The sequence below is a fragment of the Mesorhizobium sp. C120A genome (assembly GCF_030323105.1).
GTDB lineage: Bacteria > Pseudomonadota > Alphaproteobacteria > Rhizobiales > Rhizobiaceae > Mesorhizobium.
The window spans coordinates 1,986,089-2,003,290 of record NZ_CP100476.1 but is presented as its reverse complement, the minus strand read 5'-3'; the positions used below and the strand labels follow the sequence as shown (position 1 = coordinate 2,003,290).

Sequence of the window (17,202 nt, the reverse complement as noted above, 5' to 3'; positions counted from 1 at the left end):
CAGATGCTTGGGCTTGCCCGGCGTCAGCCCGGCATGAGCCCATCGATAGAATCCTGACCGGCATCGTAAGGATGCCTGATCCGGACGGTGTAGTTCTGCCCGAGTTTACCGAACTCGCAGACAAACAGCGTCTTGTCGCGCGCGCTCAGCTTGGCTTGGGACTGCGCCGTCTCCTCGAGCTCGATGATCTGGCCCGGCTCGAAGCCGGCGAGGTCGCCGAGCGTCAGGCGGGCCAGCGGCATGGTCGCTTCGAGCGTCACCGTCGAGCGCATCACTTCTTCGGAAAAACGTGCCCGCCAGTCGGAGGTCGTGCCTTCGCTGTCGTGGACATCGGCGATACCGCGTGTGGCCAGCAGGATGCGCTGCGGGATCATCACCGTGACCGTTCCGCTGTCGGTCGGCGTCGAGATGCCGAAGACGATGCGCACCGCCGCGCCATCGCGCAGCACGCGGCGCTTGGCTTCGCTGCCCGAAAGCGCCCGCGGCACCGGCAGCCGCAGCTCGAGCGAGCGCCGGCCCGATCCGTTCAACGCCTGCGCAACTTCCTGGAAGATCGTGGTCGCGACATCGGTCTCGATCTGCGACAGAGCGCGCTCGATCGGCGAAACCGGCTGATCCGGATCGCCGCCGAACAGTGCGCACACCATCACGGCGATGGCCGGCGCATCAGCCACCAGCGTCATCGCATCCGAAGACGTCGGCGATGCTATGATGGCCATGGCAAAGGCATCGCCGGCATTCGTGCGGGCATCGGGAACACGGCTGATCTCGACCGCGCGCAGGTCGACGGTGACCGGTGCGCCGAGTTCGCCGGCCAGGCTCTTCTGCAGCAGCGGCAGGGCGCGCTCGCCCATCGAGCGCCCGGTGCCGATGACGTGAGCGGCCTCACCGCTGTCACCGACCAGACGCTCGATGATCAGCGAGCGGGCTTGCGAGGGGCTGCCAGGACTTGTCATGACGGCGTGCGGTCCTGTCTGTCGTCATGCATGGCTCAAGCCGCTTTCTTCTCGGCGGAAGCTGTGTTCATCGTGCTTTGCTCGACGGCGTCGATCGTCGGCCGCTCATAGGACGAGATGGTCTTGCGACCGAACTCGATGGCCACCTGCGGCAGGGCGCCGTTCATGTAGGCAAGCAGCGTCTGCTTGACGATGATATAGAGGCGGTTCTTCTTCTCGCGCACCGTCTTGATCTTGGTGGCGACCGGCCCGACCACCGCATAGGACAGGAAGATGCCGAGGAAGGTTCCGACAAGGGCGGCGCCGATCAGGCCGCCGAGGATTTCGGGCGACTGGTCTAGCGCGCCCATCGCCTTGACCACGCCGAGCACGGCGGCGACGATGCCGAGCGCAGGCAGACCGTCACCCACTGCCACCAGCGCGTGGTAGGCCTTCATCTTGTCGGACTTGATGGTCTGGATTTCCTCGTCCATCAGCGCCTCGATCTCATGCGAGCGGGCATTGCCGATGATGATGATGCGGCAGTAGTCGCAGATGAAATTCGTCAGGTCGTGGTTCTTGAGCACGGTCGGGAACGCCTGGAAGATTGCCGACTCCTCCGGATTGTCGATATGCGCCTCGACCTCGCTGCGCGACTTCGAGCGCAGTTCGCGCATCAGGCTGTGCAGCACGCCCAGCGTCTCCAGATAGTCGCGCTCTTTCGGCACCGCCTGCTTGAACGCTTCGAGGATACCCCTGCCGGTGTCCTTGACCGTCTTCATCGGGTTGGCGACGAGAAAGGTGCCGAGTGCGGCGCCACAGATGACCACCGCTTCCCAAGGCTGCATCAGCACATGCAGATGGCCGCCCATGGCCATGAAGCCGCCGAGAACACAGCCGAGCGTCACCACAAGTCCGATCAGAATGCCCACGCCAGATCCTTCCGCATCACGTCAGGCCTAACCGATAGCCCCCGTGCCTTGTGTGAGGCTTGAATCAAGCGAGGTGAGGCGATTCAGCCTCGCGCAAGCAAGTCCGCATAGTCTTGCTTTTGAAGCTGCGACCGGAGGCATGTCGTGTTGAGCACTTTTACCAGCTACCAGCTCATCGCCAGGGACATCCCCAAGGCGATCGACCGCATCGAGGCGGAGCCGATCACCAAGCGCGACACCGACTATTATCTCGCCAACATCGGCAGCGTGAAATCGATCGACGATTTCGTCAAGAACGACCGGCTGTTCAAATATGCCATGAAAGCTTTCGGTCTCGGCGACATGGCCTACGCCAAGGCCTTCATGGTCAAAGCCCTGAAGGAAGGGGTGTCGGATTCCGACAGCTTCGCCAACAAACTGAGCGACAAGCGTTATGCCGAGTTCGTGTCGGCCTTCAATTTCGCCGCCCTGGGCCCTAATGCCACGAGCTACAATTCGGCGCAGCAGGGCGTGACCAACAATTACGGCCTCCAGGTCTCGGTCGGCCCTTCGCAGAACGGCTTCACCTACTACAAGGGCGAAACCTCGTACTACCTGAGCAACATCTCCAACGTAAAATCGATCGACGACCTGATGGGCAACGATCGCCTGCTCACCTATGCGATGGCCGCCTTCGGCCTCGACGCCGACGCCGAGCCGGCTGCGACCGTGCGGGCCATGCTGGAAGGCGGCGTCACCGACCCGAACAGCCCCGCAAACACGTCGACAAACAAGGGCTATGCGGCTTTCGTCGCGGCTTTCGACTTTGCCCAATATGGCGATCAGGCAACGGCGCGCGACGCCGTCCAGCAGGCGGTCCCAAAAGCTGTGATCGGCGGGACCGGGCTGCTGCTCGTCAAGCCGACCGCGCAATACATCAAGGGCGAGGCCGACTACTACGCAGCCAACATCTCCAAGGTGAAGTCCATCGAAGACCTGCTGAAGGACAAGCGCCTGCTGACCGTCGCCATGGCTGCCTATGGGCTTGATGCATCGACCCAGACGACGAAGCAGATCCGCACCATGGTCAATGGCGGCGTCACCGATCCGTTGAGTCCCGCCAACCTGTTGACCGACAAGAGCTACGCCAACTTCGTCAGCGCCTTTGATTTTGCCCAGTATGGCGATCAGACGACCACGCGCGACGCGGTGCTGAAGACCACGCCGAAGCTCTACACGACCGAGTCCAGTCTTGGCCTCATCAAACCGAATGCGGACGCCGTCCAGGCCGAGACCAGCTACTACCTCGCCAACATCACCAAGGTGAAATCGGTCGACGACCTGATGGCCGACAGCCGCCTTTATAACTATGCTCTGTCCGCAAGCGGGCTCGATCCGGCGACCACCAACAAGGATCTCGTCCGTGATGTCCTTGAGGGCGGTGTCCGCGATCCCGCCAGTGTCGCCAACAAGCTCTCCAACAAGGCCTATGCCAGGCTCGCCACCTCGTTGAATTTCGAGGCCTACGGCGAAGCGGCAACGACCCGCAGCCCGTCGCAGCAGCCGGTGATCGACAAATACATGCGCCAGACCCTGGAAGAAGACGCCGGCAAGACCAATGAGGGCGTGCGGTTGGCGCTCTATTTCGAGCGCAAGGCCTCGACCATCACCAACTGGTACGACGTCCTGGCCGACACGGCCCTGGCCAGCGTGGTACGCACCGCCATCGGCCTGCCCGATTCCTTCGCTGCCGCAGATATCGACAAGCAGGCGCAGGCCTTCGAGGCAAAGCTCGACCTCACCGATTTCACCGACCCGGCCAAGCTCGAGAAATTCCTCACCCGCTTCACCAGCCTTTGGGAAATCAATCATCCGACCTCGACCGCCCAGACATCGATCGGCGTGCTGTTTGCGCAGCCGACCACCGTCGGCATCTCGACCGATCTGATGATGGCCATGCAGAAACTGAGATTCTGAGAACACCATGCAGGACAGCCTTTACGTCGCCCTTTCCTCGCAGATCGCGCTTGAGCGCCGTCTCGACACCATCGCCGATAATGTCGCCAACGCCTCGACCATCGGCTTTCGCGCCACCGGCGTGAAGTTCGAGGATGTCGTCTCCGGCAGCGGCCCCAAATCGGTGTCCTTCGCCTCCTCCGGCAAGACCTATTTGTCCGGCGCGCATGGCGCGATGACGCAGACCGGCAACCCGTTCGACTTCGCCGTCCAGGGCGATGCCTGGTTCGGCATCGACACCCCGGCCGGCACCGTGATGACGCGCGACGGACGCTTTTCGATGAACGAGAACGGCGAGTTGATGTCGCTCGAAGGCCATCCGGTGCTCGACGCCGGCGGTGCGCCGATCCAGCTCGACCCGCGCGACGGTCCGCCCAAGGCGGGCGCCGACGGCTCGCTGCGCCAAGGCGACAAGCTTGTCGGCGCCATCGGCCTGTTCAATTTCGATCCCGGCCCGAATTTCGTCCGCTACGGCAATTCTGGCATCGTGCCCGCGCGTGCGCCGGAGCCGGTCACGGACCGTTCCGATCTCGGCGTCGCGCAAGGCTATGTCGAGGAATCCAACGTCAATCCGGTGCTCGAAATGACGCGCCTGATCATGGTCCAGCGCGCCTTCGAGAACACCGCTGCGCTGATGCGCCAGACCGACGCCTCGACCGACGACGCCATCAAGACGCTCGGCTCCAAGTCGTAGCAGCATGTCGAGCAGCAAATCATCGATACGCGCGCTTGAACGGCAACCGGAGACAGCACCGGAAAACCGGCTGGCTGCGCTGGAGCGGATCTGGCGCCGCTTCGATGACACCGAGACGTTGCTGCGGCGCGGCGGCCGTGTTTCGGAGGTTTCGCCAACGCATTACAAGGTGCGCGGCCTGTCTGAAGTCGCCAGGCTTGGCGACCTCGTCGAGCAGCGCGGCAATGCCGGCACGCGCCGCGGCGAGATCGTCAGGATCGGCCGCGACGAAGTCGTCATCGCCCCTTTCGAACGCAGCGCCGACGCCGGCATCGGCGACGCCGTGTTTCGCCGCGGCCCGCTGACGGTAACGCCGCATGCTTCGTGGCGCGGGCGCGCCATCGACGCGCTGACCCGCGTCATCGACGGCGGCCCGCCGCTGATCAGGATCGGCGAGGCTGCGAGCGGCGACGGCACAACGCCCGGCGCCATGGCGCGGCAGCGCGTCGGCACCGCCTTCACGACCGGGGTCAAGGTCATCGACATCTTCACGCCGCTCTGCCTCGGCCAGCGCCTCGGCGTCTTTGCCGGTTCCGGCGTCGGCAAGTCGACGCTGCTCGCTATGCTGGCCGGCGCCGACGCCTTCGACACCGTGGTCGTGGCGCTGATCGGCGAGCGCGGCCGCGAGGTACGCGAATTCCTCGAAGACACGATCGGCGCAGAGAGCATGGCCAAGACGGTCGCCGTCGTCGCTACCAGCGACGAGAGCGCCATGATGCGCCGGCGCGCGCCGGATACCGCCATGCGCGTTGCCGAACATTTTCGCGACCAGGGCCATCGCGTGCTGCTGGTGCTGGATTCGATTACCCGCTTTGCCCATGCGCTGCGCGAGGTAGCGACCGGCACCGGCGAGCCGCCGGTCGCCCGCGGCTATCCCGCTTCGGTTTTCACCGACCTGCCCAAGCTGCTCGAACGCGCTGGCCCGGGCGCTGAAGGCCCCGGTATCAAAGGACAGGGATCAATCACTGCCATCATCTCGGTGCTGGTCGACGGCGACGACCACAACGACCCGGTCGCCGATTCGGTACGCGGCATTCTCGACGGCCATGTCGTGCTCGACCGCGCCATTGCCGAACAGGGCCGCTACCCCCCGGTCAATCCGCTGTCGTCGATCTCGCGCCTCGCCGACAAGGCATGGAGCCCCGAGCAACGCATGCTGGTGACCAGGCTGAAGTCGATGATCTCGCGCTTCGAGGACACGCGCGACATCCGCCTGCTCGGCGCCTATCAGGGCGGCGCCGATGCCGAGCTCGATATTGCCGTGCGCCAGGTGCCGCTGATCTACGAGGCGCTGACGCAGTCGCCCAGGGATCGCGCCTCGAGCGACGCATTCTCCGACCTCGCCCGTCATCTGAAAGGCAAGCAAAGTGTCGATGCAGGAGACTGAGCTTCAGTACACCGAGCGGCTTTTGCGCGAGATGATCGCAGAGGCCAGTGCCGCCGAGGAAGCCCGGGCCAACGAAGCGAGAGCTGTCAGGGCAAAGGCCGATCTCGACAAGGCCGCCAAGGCTGAGGCCATTCTGGCCAGGGCCGCCAGGCCATTCTTGCCCAGGGTAGCCAGCGTAGTCGAGTCCACTGTGCCTCGCTTGGCCGAGCCTGCCTTGCCCAGCGTCGTCAAGCCTGAATTGCCAAGGACCCCTCGCGCCGGCCCCAAAGAAGCGATCGAGACCAGTCGTGACTCGCTTCTCGACGGGCTGTTCCCGGTCACCGAATGGCCGCAGCCGCCAAGGCCGCAATATCCCAGGCTCGACAAGAAATCCGACCGCCGCAGCGATATCGTCTTTGCCGCGCTCGGCATCACGCTTGGCCTGATCTGCGCGCTGTTTCCCTGGTATATCTTCTTCAATCAGGACCAGTTCGGCGTGCAGGCGATCAAGTTCGGCGGCAGCGGCACCAATGCAGGGCGGGTCAGCGGCGGCTCGCAGATGGAGAACAGCGGTCAGCCGCTGACGGCAAACGATGTTCCCGATGTCGACCTGTTCGCCACCGGCACGCTGCAGGACCCCGAGGACAAGACCCAGCCTCCCGGCGTCGACGAGCAGCCCTTCCCGGCGGACGCCAAATTTCGCATGGTTCATGTCGCCAATGGCCGCGCCATGATCGAGGACGATGCCGGCCTGTGGATCGTCCAGCGCGGCTCGAAGCTGCCCGATACCAGCGTCGTCTCGTCGATCGAGCAACGGGGCGGCAAGTGGGTCATGGTCACCAGCACCGACCAGGTGATCGAACTCTCCAAATAGCGGCACACCGGATTTACCCCCGAGCCGCGCAAGGTCCGCGCAAGACTGGCAGCCTAGTCTTGTACGTACCAGCCCGGAGATCCCCATGGAGCCCGTCAATCTTTTCGATCTCGCCGCCAAGCAGTCGCAATGGCTGTCGGTGCGCCAGTCGGCCATTGCCGGCAACATCGCCAACGTCAACACGCCGGGCTACACCGCCGGCGATGTCGAGCCGTTTGAGAAGGTGCTCGACCGCACGGCAGTGTCGCTGACCGCCACCCAGGCAGGCCACCTCGGCACTGCCGCCACTAATGCCGGCTTCACGGTCAAGCCAGAAGAGACGACCGGCGCCATCATGCCCTCGAAGAACACGGTCGTGGTCGAGAACGAACTGATGAAGGCCGGCGAGGTCCGCCGCTCGTTTGAACTCAACACCGCGATCGTCAAGGCCTTCCATTCGATGATGATGATGGCGGTGAAGAGCTGACCATGGACGCCTTGACCTCAGCCCTCAAGATCGCCGCGTCCGGCCTCAGCGCCCAGTCGGACCGCTTGCGCGTCGTCTCGGAAAATCTCGCCAACGCGCAGTCGACCGGCAACACCCCGGGCGCTGACCCCTATCGCCGCAAGACCATCAGTTTCGTCTCGGAACTCGATCGTGCCTCGGGTGGCACGACGGTTGAGGTCAACTCCATCGACCGCGACCCCAGCGACTTTCCCGTCGAATTCCAGCCCGGCAACGAGGCCGCCGACGACAAGGGCTACGTCAAGATGCCCAATGTCAACGTGCTGGTCGAGATGGCCGACATGAGCGAAGCCAACCGCTCCTACGAAGCCAACCTTCAGGTCATCAAGCAGGCGCGTGATCTGATCTCCATGACCATCGACCTGATGAGGAACCAGTAATGATCAGCGGCATTGGCGGTATCGGATCGCTTCCCCTCAAGCCGGAGATCGGTGGCGCCGATACCACGACCGACCTGTTCCAGGGCACCAAGGCGCCGATGGCCGGCAGCGAAATCGGCACCACCTTTGCCGAGGCGCTGAGCCAGGCCGCCTCGAAGACCGTCAACACCTTGCAGAATGCCGAGCAGGTGTCGATCCAGGCACTCAGGGGCGACGCCGATACCCGTCAGGTCGTCGACGCCGTCATGAGCGCCCAGCAGGCCCTGCAGACCACGATCGCGATCCGCGACAAGGTCGTCTCCGCCTATCTCGAAATCAGCCGTATGGGCATCTGAGGAGAACTTGCCGTGAAAGCACTCGCCATCGCAGCGACCGGCATGAATGCCCAGCAGACAAATCTGGAAGTCATTGCCAACAACATCGCCAACATCAACACCACCGGCTACAAGCGCGCGCGCGCCGAATTCTCCGACCTGCTCTACCAGGTCGACCGCACGCAGGGCGTGCCCAACCGCTCCAATTCATCGCTGGTGCCGGAAGGCGTGTCGATTGGCCTTGGCGTCAAGACGACGGCGGTGCGCAACGTCCATACCCAGGGCGAACTGACCTCGACCGGCAACAGTTTCGACATGGCGCTGACCGGCCGAGGCTGGTTCCAGATCGAGGGCGCCGACGGCGGCACACTCTACAGCCGCGCCGGCGCCTTCAACACCAACGCCACCGGCCAGCTGGTGACCGTCGACGGCGCCAATGTCATCCCGGCCATCACCGTGCCGACCGATGCCATCGAAGTCGTGGTCAACAAGACCGGCCAGGTCTTTGCCCGCATCGACGGCCAGACCGACCTCCAGCTGCTCGGCCAGCTGCAACTCGCCAACTTCGCCAATGAAGCCGGCCTGGCGCCGCTCGGCGATAATCTGTTCCAGGAAACGCCGGCCTCGGGCCCGGCCAATGTCGGCGTGCCCGGCGATCCCGGCTTCGCCTCGGTCGAGCAGGGTTATCTCGAGGCCTCCAACGTCGATCCTGTCAAGGAAATCACCGAGCTGATCTCGGCGCAGCGCGCCTATGAGATGAACTCCAAGGTCATCCAGGCCGCCGACGACATGGCCTCCGTCGTGTCCAAGAACATCAGGTAAGGTTTGATGCTCTCTCCGGCCTCCCGCTCCGCGCTTTGCCGCACCGCGCTGATGCTCGCGCTGGTAGCCGGCGGTGTGCCGGCGTTTGCCCAGGAGAGCGCAGACCAGCAGACCAGCACCCACGTCGCGAGCAGTCAGGCAACCGGCGAGATCGTTCTGATCCCCAACCGGGTCATTTATCCCGGCGAGATGATCGACACCGGCGTGCTGAAACCGGTGACGCTGCTCCCCGGAAAGCACAGGCCGGATGCGGTCGCCACGCAGGCCATGGAACTCCAGGGCAAGGTCGCCAAGCGCACGCTGCTGCCCGGCCGCTACATCCCGGCCGCCGCCATCCGCGACGCCTGGCTGGTCGAACAGGGCGCCGCCGTGCAGGTCTATTTCATCGCCGGCGACCTCACCATTTCGGCTACGGCGGTGTCGCTGCAGCCGGGTGCCGCCGGCGATTTGATCAAGGTCCGCAACACAGACAGCGGCAAGATCTTTTCCGGCACGGTGATGGCGGACGGCACCGTCCGGGTCAGCGCGTCATGAGACGCGGAGCTGCCCTTCTGCTCGCGACCGTTGTCGGCCTGCAGCCGGCGCTGGCCGACGGTCTTACGCCGAAGCAAAAGCGCGATCTTGCCGGCCAGAATGGCGGCGCCTTTGTCGATCCCGAATATGATCCGGCCACCACCAACCGCATGTTCAGGGTCTCCAACGGCCCAAGCTCTCTGCCACCCGGCCAGGTCGCATCGCGCATCAAGGACATTGCGCAGCTGCAGGCTTCGCGCGACAACCAGCTCGTCGGCTACGGCCTCGTCATCGGCCTCGCCGGATCGGGCGACAGCCTGCGCAATTCGCCCTTCACCGAACAGTCGATCCGCGCCATGCTCGAAAATCTCGGCATCGCCACCGAAGGCGGCAGCGCGCGGGCCAAGAACGTCGCCGCCGTCATCGTCACCGCCAACATGCCGCCTTACGTGCAGTCGGGCGCCCGCATCGACATCGACGTCTCCTCGATGGGCGACGCCACATCGCTTGCCGGCGGCACGCTGATAATGACGCCACTGAAGGCGGCCGATGGCGAAATCTATGCTGTCGGGCAAGGCTCGGTCATCGTTTCCGGCTTCACTGCCCAGGGCGATGCCGAAAAGCTGACGCAGGGCGTGCCGACGGCCGGCCGCGTGCCCAACGGCGCCATCGTCGAGCGCACGGTGCGCGCCGAATTCGAGGACCAGGCGCTGCTCACCTTGCAATTGCGCAACCCCGATTTCTCCACTGCCGTTCGCATCGCCGACGCCATCAACGGCTACACCTCGCAACGCTTCGGCATGCGCGTGGCGGCGGAGCGCGATGCACGTACCGTGCAGATCAGGCGGCCGAAGAATGTTTCGGCGGCGCGCTTCTACGCCGAGATCGAGAATTTGGTGGTCGAGACCGACACGCCGGCACGCGTCGTCATCGACGAACGCACCGGCACCATCGTCATCGGCAACGAGGTCAAGATCTCGCGGGTGGCGATCAGCCACGGCACGCTCACCGTGCGCATCACCGAACAGCCGAAGATCGTCCAGCCGGAACCGTTCTCCAAGGGCGTGACAGCGGAGGAACCCTTCACCACCATCGATGCCACGCGGCCTGACGCCCGCGTCAATGTGCTCGACGGACCGAACCTCGAAACGCTGGTGTCGGGCCTCAACCGTCTCGGCGTCAAGCCGGACGGCATCATTGCCATTTTGCAAGGCATCAAGTCGGCCGGCGCTTTGCAGGCCGATCTGGTTCTCCAATAGGCCAAGCCGATGATCGATTTCTTTTCCCAAAAGCAGCACCGCCGAAGCGCGGCCTTGGCAGCTTGCGTCATCGCCGCCACCGTCCTTGCCGGCGGCACTGTCCGCGCGGAAGAAGCGGTGCGGCAGGTTCTGCCTGGCGGGCAACAGCCGGCGGCAATGCAGCAGCTGGTCCGCGAGAAGGTGCCCGATGAAAGCGAGATCCAGCGCTTCTGCTCCAACATCGCCGACGCCGCCCGCGACCGCCGTTACGCGCTGCAGGCCGAAGAGTTGAAGCAGTTGCAGGCTGGCATCGACCAGCGCATGAAGGCGCTGGACGACAAGCGCGCCGAATACGAGCAATGGCTGAAGCGGCGTGAAGTTTTCCTGGCCCGCGCCGAGGATGGCGTCGTCAAGATCTATGCCGGCATGAAACCGGATGCCGCGGCCGAGCGCCTGGCCATGGTCAACACTGATCTCGCCGCCGCCATCCTGATGAAACTCGATTCGCGCAAGGCCGGCGTCATTCTCAACGAAATGGACCAGAAGGCGGCAGCCACGCTCACCGGCATTATGGCCAGCGCGGCGCGAAGGGTAGACCCGTCATGAAGTCGCATATACTCGCCCTGGTCGCCACCGCTTCACTTGCCGGCTGCGCCTCCGACCCCAGGGAGATCGGCAGGGAGCCGGCGCTGTCGCCGGTTGGCGCCGGCATTACCGGCAGCGTCAATGCGCCCTACTCCTATCCCGAAACGCCACCCGCGCCAGTGAAGAAATTCTCGCTGTGGGATGATCGCCAGAGCCGGTTGTTCACCGACCCACGCGCGCTGCGCGATGGCGACATCCTCACCGTCAGGATCAAGCTCAACGACAAGGCCAACTTCAAGAACCAGAACGACCGCAGCCGCACCGCCGGGCGCAAGCTCGGCTATGACGTCAACCTCGGATGGGAAGGTGCCACCACCAGCGGCAAGGGCGACGCGGGGCTGAGCTCCACCACCGAAACCAATGCGGACGGCGAAATCAAGCGCTCGGAGAACCTCGAGCTCAACGTCGCCGCCGTCGTCACCGAAGTCCTGCCCAACGGCAATCTGATGATCCGGGGCTCACAGGAGGTGCGCGTCAATTACGAGCTCAGGGTGCTGACCATCGCCGGCATGGTGCGTCCATCCGATATCGGCGCTGAAAACACCATCTCTTATGAACGCATCGCCGAGGCGCGCATCTCCTATGGCGGCCGCGGCCGCGTCAGCGAAATCCAGCAGCCCGCTTACGGTCAGCAGATCCTCGACCAAGTCCTCCCCTTTTAGGACTGGAGAACGGCGCCGTGGCAAATGTCGAACAGGTTCAGCAAAAAAAGGGCCCGTCGCTTGTCATCCAGCTTGCGATGCTGCTGGCGATGACGGGCGCCGCGATCGGCATGGGCTGGATGTCCGGCGGCTATCTGAAGGGCGTCGGGGGACCGGTGCCGGTGCCCGCCGCGCCCGAGAACCAGTCCAACGCCGAGCAACCGAGCAAGGCGGCCGAACATGCGCCCGGCACCGGGCCGACGCTTGTCCAGCTGGCGCCGATCACCACCAATCTGGCTTCGCCTGCCGACACCTGGATAAGGCTGGAAGCGTCGGTGGTCTACGATGCGCCGCAGCCGCCGGAGCTCACCGAAAGCATTCACCAGGACCTGCTGGCCATGGTCCGCACCCTGAAGATGCATCAGATCGAAGGCGCCAGCGGCTACCAGCATTTGAAAGCCGACCTCGAGGAGCGCGCCGCGATCCGCAGCGGCGGCCATGCCAAACAGGTTCTGATCAGGACATTGCTGCTCGAATGAGAAAACTGCTTCTCGCCGCAGCGATCGTCGTCGCCGCCACTTCTGTCGCCGCTGCCCAGCAGCTGGATCTCGGCGGCATCGGCAAGGCCGACGGTGCCACCGTCGGCTACATCATCCAGATGTTCGGCCTGCTCACCGTGTTGTCGGTGGCGCCGGGTCTGTTGATCATGGTGACGAGCTTCACCCGCTTCGTCATCGCATTCTCGATCCTGCGCGCCGGCATCGGCCTGCAGTCGACGCCGGCCAATCTCATCTTGATCTCATTGTCGCTGTTCATGACCTTCTACGTCATGGCGCCGACCTTCGACCAGGCCTGGAACACCGGCGTCAAGCCGCTGATGGACAACCAGATCAGCCAGACCGAGGCGTTCGAGAAGATTTCGGACCCGTTCCGCACCTTCATGCTGCACAATGTCCGCGACAAGGATTTCGACCTGTTCGCCGATCTCGCCCGCGAACGCGGCCAGGTGGTTGCCAAGGAAACCGTCGACCTGCGCATCCTGGTGCCGGCCTTCATGATCTCGGAAATCCGCCGCGGCTTCGAAATCGGTTTCCTGATCGTGCTGCCGTTCCTCGTCATCGACCTGATCGTTGCCACCATCACCATGGCCATGGGCATGATGATGCTGCCGCCGACCGTCGTGTCGCTGCCCTTCAAGATCCTGTTCTTCGTCCTCATCGACGGCTGGAACCTGCTCGTCGGCAGCCTGGTGCGATCGTTCACCTGACCGCCCGCGACCTGCGCGCGGCACCTAGCTAAAATTCTATGCAATATATTTCCGGTTAACCGTCCCGTTTAGCCCTTTGGTAGGGACTCGCCCGCATATTGCTCGCAGATGGCGGGTGATCGGGTCTCACGATCATTGGCATGATGCCGCTCCGTCATACCGGAAAAGCCGGTATGCAAAAAAACACCCTGTAAAAATCAAGGTACGAGTAGCCATGTCCAGTATCATGACGAACGCCTCGGCGCTGACCGCGCTGCAGAGCCTGAACAACACCAACAAGCAGCTTGAAACGACGCAGGCCCGCATTTCGACCGGTTACCGTGTCGCCACCGCCAGCGACAACGCCGCCTACTGGTCGATCGCGACCTCGATGAAGTCCGACAACAAGGCCAACTCGGCCGTTCAGGACGCGCTCGGCCTCGGCGCCGGCAAGGTCGACACCGCCTACACCGCCATCAACGACATCAAGGACCAGGTCGACCTGATCAAGTCCAAGCTCGTCACCGCCCGCGGCGCCAGCCAGGAAGACCAGCAGAAGATCGCGACCGAAATCACCGCCATCCAGGCGCAGATCAAGTCGTCGGTCACCAACGCCAACTTCGCCGGCTCGAACCTGCTGCAGAATGACGCCGCCGCAACCTCCGACCTGAAGATTGTCGCTTCCTACAACCGCGTCGGCGCGGCCGTCACCATCGACACGATCGACGTCACGGCTGCCGACACGCAGGTTCTCGATGTCGCCGGCACGGGCGGCATCGTCGGCGGCCTGCTGGCTGCGGCCTTCTTCGATCCGAGCAGCGCCGCTGTTGCCGACACCGCCATCGACACCGCGCTCGGCAGCGTTGAAACGGCGCTTGCCAAGCTGTCCACCGGCGCTGCCTCGCTCGGCGCCGCCAAGTCGCGCATCGACACTCAGAAGAGCTTCCTGTCGAACCTGTCCGACTCGATCGACAAGGGCGTCGGCGCTCTGGTCGACGCCGACATGAACAAGGAATCGACCCGTCTGCAGGCCCTCCAGGTCCAGCAGCAGCTCGGCATCCAGGCGCTGTCGATCGCCAACGGCAACTCGCAGTCGATCCTGTCGCTCTTCCGCGGCTGATCTCTCGACTTTACGACTGACAAGATCCGGTCGGGCCGCGCCAACAGCGCGGCCCGATTTCTTTTGTGGCTGTTGATTTTCTTTTTTAAATGGCGGCCGATTTTTGCTCTTGGCCAGCGCCCGGAATGGCCTGTTTTAACAGGCCATTAACCATATCTCGCTAGTCATGGTTAACCATACCATGGCGGGCAGACCAGACGGTCGATGGGCTTATGCCTACCCCCTGATGAAGTTGATCCGGCGTGTGCGGGACACGCCAGTTTTTGAGAAGGGGTAATATCTTGGCTAGTATCATGACGAACGCCTCGGCGCTGACCGCGCTGCAGAGCCTGAACAACACCAACAAGCAGCTCGAAACCACCCAGTCGCGCATTTCGACCGGCTACCGCGTCGCGACTGCTTCCGACAACGCCGCCTACTGGTCGATCGCCACCACGATGAAATCCGACAACAAGGCGCTTTCGGCTGTCCAGGACGCGCTCGGCCTCGGCGCCGGCAAGGTCGACACCGCCTACACTGCCATCACCGATATCAAGGACCAGGTCGACCAGATCAAGGCCAAGCTGGTGACCGCCCGCGGTGCGAGCCAGGACAACCAGCAAAAGATCGCGACCGAAATCAAGGCCATCCAGGATCAGATCAAGTCGTCGGTCACCAACGCCTCCTATGCCGGCTCGAACCTGCTGCAGAACGACGCCGCCGCGACCTCAGATTTGAAGATCGTCGCTTCCTACAACCGGACCGGCACGACGGTCGCCATCGACACGATCGACGTCAAGGCAGCTGATACCCAGGTGCTAGATATTGCCGGCACGGGCGGCATTGCCGGCGGTCTGCTTGCTACGACTTTCTTCGATCCGAGCGTCACGGCCGTGACCGACAGCGCCATCGACACCGCATTGGGCGCCGTCGAAACGGCACTTGCCAAACTGTCCACGGGCGCGGCCTATCTCGGCGCCGCCAAGTCGCGCATCGACACCCAGAAGAGCTTCCTGTCGAACCTGTCGGACTCCATCGACAAGGGCGTCGGCGCCCTGGTCGACGCCGACATGAACAAGGAATCGACCCGTCTGCAGGCCCTTCAGGTCCAGCAGCAGCTCGGCATCCAGTCGCTGTCGATCGCCAACGGCAACTCGCAGTCGATCCTGGCGCTGTTCAAACAGTAAGCCGAACCCTGCTCTTCCCTTGAATTGAAGGGCCGCGCCAACAGCGCGGCCCTTTCGCTTTGTATCTATCATCTTCGCACAAGCTTCGCGGTCTAGTGTTCCCACGGAATATCATGCCGGGAGCGCTTGAATCGTGCCGCAACAGATCCAGAGCATCATCTCGAATCTCAGGGCATTTGGCGTCAGGCGCCTGGCCATGCTGGCCGGCATTGCCGCGCTGGTGATGGCCGTCATCGGCATCGGCTCGGTCTATCTCAACCGCCCGGCCTATGAGACGCTCTATGTCGGGCTCGATCGTTCCGACGTGAACCAGATCGGCCTGGTGCTCGGCGAAGCCGGCATCGGCTTCGACGTCGGCTCCGACGGTACCTCCGTGCTGGTGCCGGCCGGCACCACCGCGCAGGCGCGCATGCTGCTTGCCGAAAAGGGCCTGCCGACCAGCGCCAATGCCGGTTACGAACTGTTCGACAATGTCGGCTCGCTCGGCCTGACATCCTTCATGCAGCAGATTACCCGCGTGCGCGCGCTGGAGGGCGAGATCGCCCGCACCATCCAGTCGATCTCCGGCATCAAGGCGGCACGCGTCCACATCGTCATGTCCGAGCGCGCCAATTTCCGCCGCGACGAACAGCAGCCCTCCGCCTCGGTGGTCATCCGTTATTCCGGCATCGACGCCGAAAAGAGCGCCATGTCGATCCGCCATCTCGTCGCCGCCGCAGTCCCCGGCCTGTCGGCCGACAAGGTGACCGTGCTCGATTCCAATGGCAACCTTCTCGCCGCCGGTGACGACCCCTCCAACACCAGTGCCGCGCGCACGCTCGGCGTCGAGCAGACCGTCGAGGCGCAGATCGGCGACAACATCCGCCGCGCGCTGACGCCTTATCTCGGACCCGACAATTTCCGCGCCAGCGTCAAGGCCGATGTCAACACCGACACCCGCCAGACCGAAGAGACGATCTTCGATCCGGAGTCGCGCGTCGAGCGTTCGGTGCAGTCGGTGCGCGCCAACGAGAACAGCAACCAGAGGCAGGCCTCGACCCCGGCCAGCGTCGAGCAGAACCTGCCCGAGACCCAGGCGACCAGCACCGACGGCCCGCAGACGACATCGGCGAACGACCGCAAGGAGGAGATCACCAATTACGAGATCAACTCCAAGAAGATCGCCACCGTCTCCAACGGCTATTCCGTCACCAAGATGTCGATCGCCGTCGTCGTCAACCAGCAGCGGCTGATGACCATCCTCGGCAAGGACGCCACATCAGAGCAGATCGCCAAGCGCGTCGCCGACATCCAGAAGATGGTGGCATCCGCCACCGGCTTCGACGACAAGCGCGGCGATGTCATCGATGTCTCGGCGGTCGAGTTCATCGACGGGCTGGACGGCGAACCGATCGAACAGCCGGGCATGATGGCGTCGATCGGAACCCATGCCGGCACGATGATCAATGCCGGCGCCTTCATCGTCGTGGTGTTCCTGGTCGCTTTCTTCGGCCTGAGGCCGATGGCCACCGCGCTGACCGCGCGGCCGACGCCCGCACTTGCCGGTCCGACCTTCGACGATGTCCAGCGCTCGCTGCCGACACCCGAAACCGCTAGTGCCGAACCCGCGCCGGCTGCCTTGCCCGGCAGCCGCCCCGGCCCGACTCCGCTCGACGATCTTCGCCAGAAGATCAGGCCGGCGCCACAGGAACGTCTTGCCCGCATGGTCGATCTCAACGAGGAGCGCACCGCGCAGATCCTGCGCAAATGGGCGGCCCAGGAAGCAGCGGTGTAGACC

The 17,202-nt window shown here is 63.8% G+C and carries 19 protein-coding genes; 17 read left to right on the top strand and 2 right to left on the bottom strand.

Annotated features, from left to right (window positions below):
* Positions 1 to 23: 23 nt before the first annotated feature.
* Together NL532_RS09865 and motA are read right to left on the bottom strand one after the other, a co-directional pair.
* Positions 24 to 956 (bottom strand): FliM/FliN family flagellar motor switch protein, encoded by a 933-nt coding sequence (locus NL532_RS09865; RefSeq protein WP_023828197.1) that lies wholly within the window; start codon positions 954 to 956, stop codon positions 24 to 26.
* Between the two features lie 35 nt (positions 957 to 991).
* A complete protein-coding gene (gene motA, locus NL532_RS09860) occupies positions 992 to 1,867 on the bottom strand; it encodes a flagellar motor stator protein MotA (RefSeq protein ID WP_023671751.1) in 876 nt (291 codons plus the stop codon).
* A 144-nt stretch (positions 1,868 to 2,011) separates the two neighbouring features.
* Between motA and NL532_RS09855 the strand changes: the two genes are divergently transcribed.
* The 17 genes from NL532_RS09855 to fliF all read left to right on the top strand — a co-directional run bounded on the left by NL532_RS09855 (position 2,012) and on the right by fliF (position 17,199).
* Positions 2,012 to 3,823 (top strand): DUF1217 domain-containing protein, encoded by a 1,812-nt coding sequence (locus NL532_RS09855; protein ID WP_023828198.1) that lies wholly within the window; start codon positions 2,012 to 2,014, stop codon positions 3,821 to 3,823.
* A 7-nt stretch (positions 3,824 to 3,830) separates the two neighbouring features.
* On the top strand, positions 3,831 to 4,556 hold the full coding sequence (gene flgF / locus NL532_RS09850; protein WP_023671749.1) for a flagellar basal-body rod protein FlgF: 726 nt from the start codon (positions 3,831 to 3,833) through the stop codon (positions 4,554 to 4,556).
* 4 nt (positions 4,557 to 4,560) lie between these two features.
* Complete coding sequence (fliI, locus tag NL532_RS09845) at positions 4,561 to 5,982, top strand: flagellar protein export ATPase FliI (protein ID WP_023710976.1); 1,422 nt, start codon at positions 4,561 to 4,563, stop codon at positions 5,980 to 5,982.
* Entirely contained in the window at positions 5,969 to 6,835 is an 867-nt protein-coding gene (locus NL532_RS09840; RefSeq protein ID WP_023673646.1) for a hypothetical protein, read from the top strand. Before fliI ends, NL532_RS09840 begins: the two co-directional genes overlap by 14 nt.
* 85 nt (positions 6,836 to 6,920) lie before the next feature.
* Positions 6,921 to 7,301, top strand: a complete 381-nt coding sequence (gene flgB / locus NL532_RS09835; RefSeq protein ID WP_023683310.1) for a flagellar basal body rod protein FlgB — start codon at positions 6,921 to 6,923, stop codon at positions 7,299 to 7,301.
* 2 nt (positions 7,302 to 7,303) lie between these two features.
* Positions 7,304 to 7,720, top strand: a complete 417-nt coding sequence (flgC, locus tag NL532_RS09830) for a flagellar basal body rod protein FlgC (protein ID WP_023686341.1) — start codon at positions 7,304 to 7,306, stop codon at positions 7,718 to 7,720.
* Positions 7,720 to 8,055, top strand: coding sequence for a flagellar hook-basal body complex protein FliE (fliE, locus tag NL532_RS09825; protein WP_023737680.1), 336 nt, complete (start codon positions 7,720 to 7,722; stop codon positions 8,053 to 8,055). The genes flgC and fliE overlap by 1 nt, the downstream gene beginning before the upstream one ends.
* Before the next feature lie 12 nt (positions 8,056 to 8,067).
* Positions 8,068 to 8,856: a flagellar basal-body rod protein FlgG gene (gene flgG, locus NL532_RS09820; protein WP_023686343.1), complete on the top strand. Its 789-nt coding sequence runs from the start codon at positions 8,068 to 8,070 to the stop codon at positions 8,854 to 8,856.
* A 6-nt stretch (positions 8,857 to 8,862) separates the two neighbouring features.
* Positions 8,863 to 9,390, top strand: a complete 528-nt coding sequence (flgA, locus tag NL532_RS09815; RefSeq protein ID WP_023686344.1) for a flagellar basal body P-ring formation chaperone FlgA — start codon at positions 8,863 to 8,865, stop codon at positions 9,388 to 9,390.
* Entirely contained in the window at positions 9,387 to 10,628 is a 1,242-nt protein-coding gene (locus tag NL532_RS09810) for a flagellar basal body P-ring protein FlgI (protein WP_023683306.1), read from the top strand. The genes flgA and NL532_RS09810 overlap by 4 nt, the downstream gene beginning before the upstream one ends.
* Positions 10,629 to 10,637: 9 nt before the next feature.
* Positions 10,638 to 11,213: a MotE family protein gene (locus NL532_RS09805; protein ID WP_023686345.1), complete on the top strand. Its 576-nt coding sequence runs from the start codon at positions 10,638 to 10,640 to the stop codon at positions 11,211 to 11,213.
* A complete protein-coding gene (gene flgH / locus NL532_RS09800; RefSeq protein ID WP_023686346.1) occupies positions 11,210 to 11,914 on the top strand; it encodes a flagellar basal body L-ring protein FlgH in 705 nt (234 codons plus the stop codon). Before NL532_RS09805 ends, flgH begins: the two co-directional genes overlap by 4 nt.
* Positions 11,915 to 11,931: 17 nt before the next feature.
* On the top strand, positions 11,932 to 12,432 hold the full coding sequence (locus NL532_RS09795) for a flagellar basal body-associated FliL family protein (protein WP_023686347.1): 501 nt from the start codon (positions 11,932 to 11,934) through the stop codon (positions 12,430 to 12,432).
* The gene (gene fliP, locus NL532_RS09790; protein ID WP_023828200.1) at positions 12,429 to 13,160 is read left to right on the top strand and encodes a flagellar type III secretion system pore protein FliP; all 732 of its coding nucleotides are present in this window, start codon (positions 12,429 to 12,431) and stop codon (positions 13,158 to 13,160) included. The genes NL532_RS09795 and fliP overlap by 4 nt, the downstream gene beginning before the upstream one ends.
* Before the next feature lie 214 nt (positions 13,161 to 13,374).
* Complete coding sequence (locus NL532_RS09785; RefSeq protein WP_023828201.1) at positions 13,375 to 14,259, top strand: flagellin N-terminal helical domain-containing protein; 885 nt, start codon at positions 13,375 to 13,377, stop codon at positions 14,257 to 14,259.
* 281 nt (positions 14,260 to 14,540) lie between these two features.
* The gene (locus NL532_RS09780) at positions 14,541 to 15,425 is read left to right on the top strand and encodes a flagellin N-terminal helical domain-containing protein (RefSeq protein WP_023828202.1); all 885 of its coding nucleotides are present in this window, start codon (positions 14,541 to 14,543) and stop codon (positions 15,423 to 15,425) included.
* A gap of 133 nt (positions 15,426 to 15,558) precedes the next feature.
* Positions 15,559 to 17,199 carry a flagellar basal-body MS-ring/collar protein FliF gene (fliF, locus tag NL532_RS09775; RefSeq protein WP_023828203.1) on the top strand — a complete coding sequence of 547 codons (1,641 nt, stop codon included), beginning with the start codon at positions 15,559 to 15,561 and terminating at the stop codon, positions 17,197 to 17,199.
* The last annotated feature ends 3 nt before the right edge of the window (positions 17,200 to 17,202 follow it).